The organism is Bacillus alveayuensis (assembly GCA_030812955.1).
Taxonomy (GTDB): domain Bacteria; phylum Bacillota; class Bacilli; order Bacillales; family Aeribacillaceae; genus Bacillus_CB; species Bacillus_CB alveayuensis.
The window spans coordinates 1-11,370 of the sequence record JAUSTR010000035.1 but is presented as its reverse complement, the minus strand read 5'-3'; the positions used below and the strand labels follow the sequence as shown (position 1 = coordinate 11,370).

Annotated in this window: 6 protein-coding genes and 2 pseudogenes; 1 reads left to right on the top strand and 7 read right to left on the bottom strand. The window is 37.8% G+C overall.

Translation table 11 applies throughout. The annotated features are described in order from the left end of the window. Positions 1–849: 849 nt before the first annotated feature. The 7 genes and pseudogenes from J2S06_RS15550 to hsdR form a co-directional block, all read right to left on the bottom strand. Positions 850–1,266 (bottom strand): protein-export chaperone SecB, encoded by a 417-nt coding sequence (locus tag J2S06_RS15550; RefSeq protein WP_044747148.1) that lies wholly within the window; start codon positions 1,264–1,266, stop codon positions 850–852. Between the two features lie 23 nt (positions 1,267–1,289). Next, positions 1,290–1,526: a hypothetical protein gene (locus J2S06_RS15545; protein ID WP_419152889.1), complete on the bottom strand. Its 237-nt coding sequence runs from the start codon at positions 1,524–1,526 to the stop codon at positions 1,290–1,292. 209 nt (positions 1,527–1,735) lie between these two features. After that, on the bottom strand, positions 1,736–2,059 hold the full coding sequence (locus J2S06_RS15540) for a hypothetical protein (RefSeq protein WP_419152888.1): 324 nt from the start codon (positions 2,057–2,059) through the stop codon (positions 1,736–1,738). 135 nt (positions 2,060–2,194) lie between these two features. Next, positions 2,195–2,770, bottom strand: a pseudogene (gene istB, locus J2S06_RS15535) (IS21-like element helper ATPase IstB); the annotation flags it as partial. 774 nt (positions 2,771–3,544) lie between these two features. Then, positions 3,545–4,945, bottom strand: a complete 1,401-nt coding sequence (locus J2S06_RS15530) for a restriction endonuclease subunit S (RefSeq protein WP_419152887.1) — start codon at positions 4,943–4,945, stop codon at positions 3,545–3,547. Beyond that, entirely contained in the window at positions 4,942–6,423 is a 1,482-nt protein-coding gene (locus tag J2S06_RS15525) for a class I SAM-dependent DNA methyltransferase (RefSeq protein ID WP_419152886.1), read from the bottom strand. Before J2S06_RS15525 ends, J2S06_RS15530 begins: the two co-directional genes overlap by 4 nt. Continuing rightward, positions 6,424–9,669 (bottom strand): type I restriction-modification system endonuclease, encoded by a 3,246-nt coding sequence (gene hsdR / locus J2S06_RS15520; RefSeq protein WP_419152885.1) that lies wholly within the window; start codon positions 9,667–9,669, stop codon positions 6,424–6,426. Positions 9,670–10,407: 738 nt separating this feature from the next. On the opposite strand from hsdR, the pseudogene J2S06_RS15515 reads away from it, so the two are divergent. Then, positions 10,408–11,361 (top strand): annotated as a pseudogene (locus J2S06_RS15515) (IS110 family RNA-guided transposase); the annotation flags it as partial. Positions 11,362–11,370 lie beyond the last annotated feature (9 nt).

Below are 11,370 nucleotides of genomic sequence, written 5' to 3'. Positions count from 1 at the left end.
ATCCGGAACAATCCGCAAAAATTTTGCACATTATTTCCGAATCCGCCTGAAATAATTTGAAAAAGGGATTCTGAAATAATGTGCTAATTTACAATACTCCACAAAATCATGAACAAACCGTTGATTTATAAGGCTTTTGTGTTTTCTGCAACTAAAAATTTAAGCGAAATGCAATGAAAAAGTTTAGCACCTTATGTTCCACAAAAGTAAATATAATCCATATACCAATATTAATTATCTTACCCTATAAGGCTTGACATGGAGCCTCTGCGTGCATGGATTCTTTTGCGAAGTCCGCAGCACAAAAGGAGTTCGCAGAGGCAACCAGCCTACCATGCACGCCACTCCAGGTAAAGCCGTGTTTCTGAAATTATATTTTGTGAGAAAACTAACCTGTTTTGTTTCCAATTTAGTGCTTAATTTTTATCTTGCATTTTGCTAAAGTTTTATTTTGCATTAAACAGCTACTCTCATAAACTCTTGATAAAACTTTATAAAACTAAGCAATTGAAAATAAAGGTATCAGAGGAAAAAGTATATTCCTGTCGAAAATAGTATTTTGTACATCTCTTTGATAAAAGTAGGTTACCTATTGTTGAAAGGAAAATAATGCTATTCTTCGCTACAAGAAAATAGGAGACGATTCCATTTAACTCGAATATAAAGAATAAATCCCGACATTTGATGCTTCTGTTTATTTTCTACCTATAACAAACGGTAATTTCAAAATAAAACCCATATGAGTGTACTGACATATAATAACAAAAGAGTCAACAGCAAAGGTTGACTCTTTTGTTATGCTTAGACCCGTATTTAGTTTTAACTCAATATTATTAAATATTTGAGGGGTTATTCAGTTTCTGATTTCCCAAAAACCTTATATACATTTATAGGTGGCAAAATAACTGGATTAATACCTGATTGGGCAGTAAAACTTGTTATGATTGATCTAACGTACGGCAATAAAATGGCCATGCCATGAAACTGAAAGTCCTCAATGTTTACTTCCTCACTACATGTAAAGAATCCTCTTACGGTTGTCTTTAAATAAAAAGGAACATTATTTTTTTCAAAATCATCGCTAAAGATCTCACAGGTCAAGATAATGATTGATTTATCATTCTCATCGGAGAGAATTGCTTTTGCCTCTAAATGAAAGTCAAGTTCAATTTCTTGCTCGCTTGAAAAGAAGTCGTAATTTCTACGATAGACCATTTCATCTACAGAATAAGTATGAAATCGTAATACACTAACTGCATCCTTCATCATGAATACTCCTATACCATAAATTAACAAGCAAAAGGGAAAGAATCCATTTTTGTTGGCTTTTCCGCCGTTGGGTTTTTCGGATTAAATTTGACCGTTACCTTGCCACTAACAACATTAACATACTCATTAGATTCTGTATAAATAACTTCACCGTTCCCTTTTATCACTTCGAAGCCGGATTCTTGAAGCAATTGTATTAATTCTTCATCCGATAAAGACTCAAATAGCTTTTTTGCTTCTAATTCAGCGTTCATCATTTCTTTCCACCTCACTATACAAGCTGCTTGTTTTTTATACAATTTATGTCCTTAATACATAATTCAACACCATTTGGCACTCTGGAACTTAATCCAAAGATTCTGTCATAATTTTGGTAGGTATATGTTGCTGCTCTTACTAACTTAAATCGCTTGGCTTTACAAATAAAATTGTATGTTTTTCCATCAAAATCCTTTCGGTTTTTAGCTCAAAGTTGTAAATTTCTTTTTTTAATTTCTTGTTCAATAAGTTGTTTTCTTACAGCATGAAAAAATTTGTTATGTTCACCTAGAGGATCTACAACATCAAATACTTCTTCCTCCGCTATTTCTATTTCACACCTAATTACTCCCTTTTTACTATTAGAGTACTTATAATTAGCCCATGAACGAGCTAATTCCTGATTTTCTTCAAACAGGTAAATACCTGTCCCTAACCAGCCAACTTTTGTGTGATCCACGATAAAATTTGTGCGTAGAATTTTTTCAGCAAAGACTGAGCTAGTACCATGATAACCAATAAAGTACCTCATTAAACATACCTCTAGTTTCCCCAACTATTGTCATCTTTTCTTTATATACATCATATCTTTTTCATTATTGAACATCAAGTTACATTTTACTCTGTCAAGGCCGATTATTTTTTTTCAAAATTCCCCAGAAGGACCTCATTGATCCTTCTGTTTTTCTTGTTGGAGCCTCTTTTCCCGTAATCGATAGCTTTCCCCCTTTAGGTTGAAAATGATGGAATGATGCAGTAATCGATCTAACATCGCGGTCGCCAATACCGAGTCTCCCACAACTTCTCCCCATTCCCCAAAGCTTTTGTTGGAGGTGAGGATAATCGGGGCATGTTCATACCAACGGGCGATGACCTGAAATAAGTAATGAGCGCTGTTTGGGGCCAATTTTAAGTACCCCATTTCATCAATAATGAGAATGGTTGGCTTCACAAACATGCGAAGCTTTTTTTCCAGCTTTCCTTCCTGGTCGGCTTTTCTTAACTGAGTGACCGAATCATGGGCGGTAATAAAATACGTTTTATACCCTCTTGCGATCGCCTCCATTCCAATCGAAATAGCCAGATGCGTCTTTCCAATCCTCGGCGGACCGAGAAAAAGAATAATCTCCTTTCGATCAATAAACGATAAGGTAAGCAGCTCTCGAATCCGACGCTCATCCACGGAAGGCAGTGCGTTAAAATCAAACGTATCGATCGTCTTGCGATATGGCAGTTTGGACAGTTATCCAATTTCTGATAGAGTCAATGGTTTTGACTTTAATTGGAGGAACCATTACATCTGCTTTACAGTGTGAACCACCACACTTCTTACAAAACAATAATGCAATTTATAGAAATTAATTTCAAACAAATTTCCGAGAAAAATTCTAGTTTTTATGTATTTATTCCCGCAATGTAATTTGATGTTAAGCATAAGATATTCCCAAATAAATGGGTATCTTCGCTATTCAGCAAATCTATATCATCAAACAAATCTTTAAACTGTTTTTCACCCCAAGAATAATTAAAATAATCAACTATTAGTGTTAAATCATGCAGACTAGGCTCCTTTTTTCTTATGTAGCAATATTGAATTAGCTAGTTTTAGCTCATTAGATAATTCCATTTGGGACAAACCGTGAGCTTCACGTAATTTCCTAAAACGCTCTTTAAGCCCCCTCATGTATTCAACTCCCTCTTAACATCTAAGTATATATTACTACCCAAAATATACTTCATTGGTTAAATAATTTACATTTTTGGAATTTTATAATCAATTTTAAGTTGTGTTAAAAACAAAAACAGCCTCTATTTAGAGGTTGTTTCTAGCTTTGAAACATTTTCGATGTGTGTTGAGGTAATAGGGGAGTACGTTCAGAGGGAATGGAAAAGTCCATTGAAAAAGCAAAACACCGTTCAGAAATATGAACGGTGTAACAAAAAAGTTGTACTTATTTTACAATTTTTTGAATCAGCCGATTAAAAAGTGACAAAATTTTTGTATACTCAAATTCCTTTATTTGGATTTTAAAACCTCCTTTAAAAGCTCGATTGCACTTTCTTCTGTTGGATCATTTGTTCCCAGTTCACCACGGAAGGCTTTGTTAAGAATAGATTGCTTTAATAAATCAAGTTTTTGTTCAACTTCTAAAACCATTTCTTTTTCAGTTTCTAATTTACTTAATAAAATATCTACCTTATCAGCAATGCGTTTTTGTTCGTGGACAGGTGGTAATGGAACACTAAGCCCCCCTATAATTTGGGCGTTCGCTCCCGGCTGCGCAATTCCTTTTTTTACAACAGTTATTTGTTTCCAATACATTGGACTTTTTAGATAATTCCATAGATATCGTGGATTCAAATCATCATTAGTAGTTAATCTAATTAAATAAGAAGCAAAAACTGAACAAGAAGGTACATCATCTATCAAAAAACTTTTGCCAGTCGTTGCCCCTGTTCTTGCAATAACAATATCTCCTTTATTCAGTTTATATTTTTCTAGTAAATCTGCATCTATCTTACAATGAGGGACTGTCTCCCAGTCAACACTATCATTTTGTATATCCGTTATGCGTAGGTATTTCGGACCTTCCTCTAAAGTTGATGATGATGCCGTGTATCCATATTGTAATCTTTTTAGACAGGATTTAAGCTTTACCCACACCCAATTCTTAGGCACCTCATACGGTTGCTCTTCTTTTGGAATAAGATCTTTTTCTTTTATCTCATCAGAAGTTTCACGCATACTCTTCTCATTAGGATCATTTGTACCTAATCGTCCCTTAAATGCCTTATCCAAAATCGCTGCTCGTCGAAGTTCAAATGACTCTTTCACTTCCTCAATCAACCGCTTTGCTTCATCAATTTTTGTAAAAAGCTGTTCAATTTTATGAGCAATGCGTTTTTGTTCGTTTAGAGGCGAAACCGGAAATGGAATATTCCATAATACTTCAGGATTAACATGAGGAATACCAGTTCCTCGATGATTGTTATTAATATATTCATATTTTGACTTAAGAAAGTAATAAAGATAACCTGTGTCAAATTTTCTCTTTTCTATTTTGGCAAGGGTTGAGCCTACTTCGCCTTCACCCCCCCTTCCAACAAATCCCGACCTTGCGCCATCCCAAACCATTAGTATATCTTCTTTGTTACATCTAACTTTGGATATTTGTTCAGGAACGTATTTTGTTTCTTCGGTAACACCATTTGTTAAATAATCTATTGTGACATATGGAATAGATTTACTCTCCTTAGTTTCTAATAATTCTTTTGGTTTTTTTCCTTTTACACTACTAATTACACTACCTAATCTCACCCACACCCAATTCTCCGGCACTTTATAAGGCTGTTCTTCTTCCGGCACTAATGCTTCTTCCAATAGTTCTTCCATCGATTTTTGTTTCTTTTTGCTCATTTTTCAAGCACCTCAGATGTTTCTGCGACTTTTAGCATTTCTTTAAAATCTGTTTGGTAGGTGTTCGGTTGTTCGACAGTTTTTAACTCGTCAATGACTTCGTTTAGTAACGAAATCGCTAGTGCTAATTTTTCCACCGCTTCTTCTGCAGATTCGATTGGGTCTGGCAGGTTTTCGTAGACGGACAAGGATTCATCAGCAATTAAACCAATATCCAAGCTGTCGCCTTTTTTCGTAATTTCTTCACGTGTGAACACATTCCAGCGCTCGTCTTTGACTTTTCTGCGATCTTCTGCCTTATAGGCCTTGATAAATCCTTCAAAATGTTCTTTCGTTAGCGGATTCCGTTTGCCGAAGGAAGGCATGTTTGTTCGTAAATCGTACACCCATACTTCTTTCGTGTTACCGACATCTGACACTCCCCGGGTGAAGAATAAGACGTTCGTTTTTACCCCTTGGGCATAAAAAATCCCTGTCGGCAAGCGTAAAATCGTATGCAAATTACATTTGTCCATTAAATCACGGCGAATGTCGGCTCCTACCCCGCCTTCAAACAAGACGTTATCTGGAAGAACAACAGCGGCACGAGCTTTGCCGTTTGCCTTGAGAGCGCGGTAAATATGCTGCAAGAAATTCAACTGTTTGTTCGATGTTGTAAAGGTGAAGTCAGTTCGTGTTGCCCGCTCGCCGCCTTTTTTTGTTCCAAAAGGCGGATTCGTTAAAATCACATCAAAATTTTTCAAACTTTCACCTAGTGAAGAGAGGGTATCGCCTAACAAGATTTCCCCATGAATATCATGAAGCAACGCGTTCATGACCGCTAGACGATGCGTGTCTCTGACAAGCTCTACACCGGAAAATGCCTTGTATTTTTGAAATTCAATTTCTTCTTGAGATAAGTCAAAATAATCATCGGTCTGTTTACGAACATGGCGATCTGCCGCGATCATAAAGCCGAATGTTCCCGCAGCTGGGTCATGGCAGCGTTCGCCCGCCTCGGGATTGACAAGTTCGACAATGACATCAATAAGGACGCGAGGCGTAAAATATTGCCCCGCTCCCGATTTTACTTCACTTGCGTTTTTTTCTAACAGCCCTTCGTATAAATCCCCTAATCCTTCTTGCTTCGCATTGTACCAATCTAAGTTATTGGTCGATTGAATAATTTTTTCTAGGTTTTTTGGTTCTCTAATATTAGATGTCGCATCTGTATAAATTTGTTTTAATAATTCATTTTCCTCTTTTCCTAAATCAAGCAACAGCTGTTGATAATGCTCTTTAAGTTCGATCCCGTCTTTTTCTACTAACGAATCCCAGCGATATTTTTCAGGAATCATATATTCTTGACCGGTTTCTTTCATCATTTTTAAGAACAGCAAATACGTTAGCTCTGTGACGTATTGGTGATACGTAATGCCGTCATCACGAAGAACGTTACATAAATTCCATAGTTTTTGGACGATTTCTCTGTTGTTCATCTACGCTTGCTCCTTCTTTTGGTGATAGTTGTACAAATTATCATTAATTTCGCGAACAATTTGTGCTAATTGTCCATCGAAAATTTGATTTAATTGTTTAAAGCCTCCTCGGCTCTTAAAAGGTTCATATTCAAAAGCCTTTTCAGGGTCCGGATGAAGAACAGATTCTTGCAGTAATTGCTTTTCAATACGTTCCAGCCATTTCTTTTGAACAGGCGGCCACGCTTTCATTTGGTAAATTTTCTTCATGGCGTGTTTAATTCGTTCTTCATGACTAATAAGCGGATCGCCTAAAGCCAGCTGGCGGATGAAGGCGATGATGTCCGCTGCGATGTCTTCATTTTTCGCCTCGCGCCAAGCTGCTTGTAATTTTTTCTCGGAAAAACCTTTCTGATCTAGTTCAAGCAACAATTTTTTTAACTCTTCTCTCGTTAATTCAGTTGGACGTTGACATACAATCATTAGCGCAGGGATTTTGTTCATATTGTTTCGGATAAACTCTCCAAATGATTGTAAATAATCATCCGGTTTTTCCGCATTTCCATATCCGCGTTTGACCCCGATAAGCTCGTCTTCATGCGTGGAAATATATTGTTTATTTTCCCGATAGCGATTTTCATCGATATAACGGAACATCGATTTGTACTCTTTTAACTGTCCAGTTAATTCAGCAGGATTCAAGTTTTTTACCCAATCTATAAATTCATCAACTGTTTTTCCACCAGATAATACTTTAAAGTCTTGGTGCTGCTTCTCTGACCATTGGCGTTTTTTTCGTTGGATTTTGGCAATAATTTGTTCTTGTTGATGTTGAAGGTGTTCTTCTTTTTCTAAACCTTCTAATTCTTCTACTAATTGAGTCAGTGAAATATTTGGTCGAGTGACAACAGGCTTCATGCTTGTATATGGTTTTAAAGACTCATAGATTCCAACTGCATCGAAAATATTAAAGTGATCTTTTCGGATTTCTTCACATCTTCTCGTTGCTCGTCCTAGCATTTGCTCATAAAGAATCCGCGAGCGAACGCGGCGCAAGAAGACGAGATTTGTAATAGCTGGAACATCGACACCTGTCGTTAGCAAATCCACCGTCACAACAATAGTTGGATATTTTTCATTTTTAAAGCGTCGAATCGCACCTGATGGATCCTTAATGGAGCCTGTAATTTTCATAATCGCATTGTCTTCGACTTCACCGTATACTTTTTCAAATTCTTCTTTTAAAAGACGTACGACTAAGTCTGCGTGATCATCTGTCGCTGCAAATATCAATGTTTTGCCTTCATCGTCCGGAGAAATATAATTCGTCAACTCTCGTATAATAACACGATTAAAGCTTTCTGTGATAACTTTTGTATTAAAATGTGCAACCTCAATATTCACTTCATCTTCAAGGTACTCTTGTGAAATTGTGCCGGAAACCGTATCATATACGTCGACCTTTTCACCTTTGGCCCAAGTAATTCCTTCCTTTTTTAATACCGTTTCAAATTGATACGGTGGTTCATGGTCGACTAAATATCCATCGACGACTGCTTCACGATAAGAATAAGTGAAAACCGGCGGTCCAAAAATTTCTGTAGTATGCAGCGCAGGAGTTGCTGTTAAACCGATGCGAACGGCATCAAAGTAATCAAGTACTTTTCGATATTTGCTTACATAATCATTGTGATCTCTTATTTCAATTTCTATGTCATTCATCTCTTTATCTAGTGTATAGCCTCGATGGGCTTCATCGACAATAATGCAATCATATTGATCAATCGATGGAATGTCTTCTGTTTTCTCGTTGTAGAAAATGCGTTTTAACATTCCTTGTACGGTAGCGATATGTACTTTTGTTTCAACATCTGGTTTTTGATCGTATAACGATTGTAAGCTATAAATTTCAGTGAACGTATGGAAATTTTCCAGCTTACTTTCTTTAAAAGCGCTTTCCGCTTGTTCTCCAAGAGCTTTTCGGTCGACAAGGAATAATATACGATTAAAACGCTTTGCTTTGATCAATCGATAAATGAGACCAATCGCCATTCTTGTTTTCCCTGTTCCGGTTGCCATGGCGATTAAAATGCTGCGTTTTTTCTCTTCCAATGCATTTTCGACCGCTTGAATAGCTTTGACTTGATAGTCTCGCAATTTAAGATAATCAAATTTTTCATCACGTAAAAATTGTTCCGAACGTTCCGTATCTTTTTCTAATAGATTTTTCAGTCCTTGAGGAGTGTACCATCCTTGAAGTGGTCGCGGGTGATTCGTTGATTTCCGCGCATCTAAAAACCAAATGCCTGACTTTTGTTCTAGCTGTTTTAAAAAGGGGCGGCCATTGGTTGCGAACAAAAATGGAACATAGTAATCTCCCCATGGCTCATGGATCACTTCATGACCATGCCGAACAACAAGTTTTGCATATTCTTTTGCTTGCTCAATGTCAGATGGGATATCTTTACTAGCACGTTTCGCTTCAATGATCCCTACTAGCTCGGGGCCAATAAATAAAGCATAATCAGCGTAACCATGTTTTAAAGGCCACTCCGCAATCGCCATGTTTTTTCCTTTTTCCGGACGAACTCCTTTTGAGAAACGCAGCTTTTCTAAATCAGCCTCCCAGCCAGCATCACGCAATTGCTGGTCAATGAGAATACGGGTTTCGGCCTCTGTCAATTCAAAGTTAGCGACTGCCCGTTGTGAATATTCACGTCGTTTTTGCTTCTCTTCACTACTTATATATATCTGTTCTATGCGTATCTTCTCAAGCTCTGTTTCCAAATGAGCCAGCTTTTCTTCGTATGACTTAACTACATCGTTCCATTCATCTTCTGATATAGATGTTTGCGGTGTCGGTTCGATATATTCTGGAGCTTGAAATGACCAATCGCCATACACTTCCATAAACCAAACAGCAATTCGAAACGCCATATGTAATAAAACTTTGGCTTCATTTACTTCACCATAGCTCGGATTATGTACCGCTTGATTCCCTTTCAAACGAATGACCGTAAATAAGTCATATATTTCCTTCGGCAGAATTTGCTCATAAAAAAGAATTCTCAGACGCTCCTGTTGATCAGTTCTGCGTTCTTCCTTTATTTCTTCTAACGCTAAAATATATTTTGTTATAGTTTCAGCAAATTTTCTAAGTTCACTTATCGCCACATTTGGATTTTGATAGACATTTCGTTCTGCCGTTTCCCCAACACGGGCGAGAACTTCCCATTTTTCTTCTAAAAAGCGAAAATTTTGCGACATATACACACCTCACCAATACATATTTCTTGGCTCAATTACTCTAATACTTAATAAATATTTGGAAATACATTATCGTCCAAAAAGATATATAGTACTATTTTAGCATAAATTTTACAATATATCTCATTTCCCTCAAATACATTTAACATACAAGGAACTACACGACGTTCTTACTCTATATACGTTACAAGATTACCGTTTTTTTTACACAAAAACGGAACAATTTCACTTCTTTTTTTGGTATAAAAGAATCTTTCAGATAACTATTCATGCAACTATTAAAGTTGTAAATGATATATTTAAAAAAGTTTTTACGAGGCTTAAAATAATAATCCTCCCTAGATATAATGTTTTACGAATTAACCGGTTATTTCAACAAAATACTCAGTAACCAATAACAAGCGAGAGCCGCGGTTACATGATGTTATCCAATTATGAGATAACAATGTGTCGCGGCTTTTTTACTTCACATGAAGAACGTCTCGGTAATTTACGGAGGTTCAACTGAATGCAACGGAATACAAACAATATTTGGATAAATAAGGTACTTGAAAATTGCGAAGAGGTAGGGATTTCAAGGACTATAATTGAACGTTTCATACAATATTACATGACTGAAAGGAGCATTCCTGTTAGAAGGTTTTTCGGGGACTTGAATAAAAAAAGCCCTCTTGGTATGATTCGGGGGTGTCAATCGCACGAATTGACCCCTAATTTGGATACCAAGGAGGACTATACATGAATTCTATCTCAAACAAGAAGATTAATCAAGTCACCGATCAAACGCTCGTCGTTGGCATGGATATCGCGAAAAAGAAGCATTATGCCTGCTTTGTGGATGAGCGAGGGAGGGTGCTAAAAAAATCGTTTCCCGTTCCGCAATCCAGAGAAGGGTTGGAATGGTTGTACCAGTCCATCGTGAAAGCGATGGAGGAATTTGAAAAAACGGAAGTGATCGTTGGCATCGAGCCAACGGGACATTATTGGCTCAATCTCGCTTACTTTCTTGACGAGAAGGGCCTTCCTCTCGTGATGACAAACCCGATGCACGTGAAACGCTCCAAAGAGCTGGACGATAACCTTCCAACCAAACATGATGCGAAAGATGCGCTCGTCATTGCCCGGTTAGTGAAAGACGGCCGATTCAGCTATCCGCGTATTCTGAAAGGGATGGAGGCGGAGCTACGCGTGGGAGCGACGTTTCGATCCAAACTCGTGGAAGAGCAGGGGGCGGTTCGAAATCAGATGATTCGCTGGCTCGATCGGTATTTTCCGGAATTTACGCAAGTCTTTCCGTCGTTTGGGAAAATGGCGCTCGCTGCGCTGGAACAGACGCCGTTTCCGTCGGATTTAGCAGGGAAAGAGATCGAAGAGGTTCTCATCCTTTACCGGCAAAGCGAGGGATTACAATCGCCACAAAAGCCGAAAGCGAAGAAGCTGATGGAACTGGCCCAACACTCCATTGGCGTAACGGAAGGACAACAGATGGCCCGTATCGAAATCGCCACACTTGTCCGCCGGTACCGCCAATTAGAGGAAGAAATCGAGGCACTGAATGAGCAACTGACGGAACTTGTGCAAACATCCGTGGAATACGAATGGCTCAAAACAGTTCCGGGCTTAGGGGATGCGACGATCGTGGAACTGTTATCGGAAATCGGGAGTTTTTCCCACTATCAGGATCCGCGCCAATGATTGAAA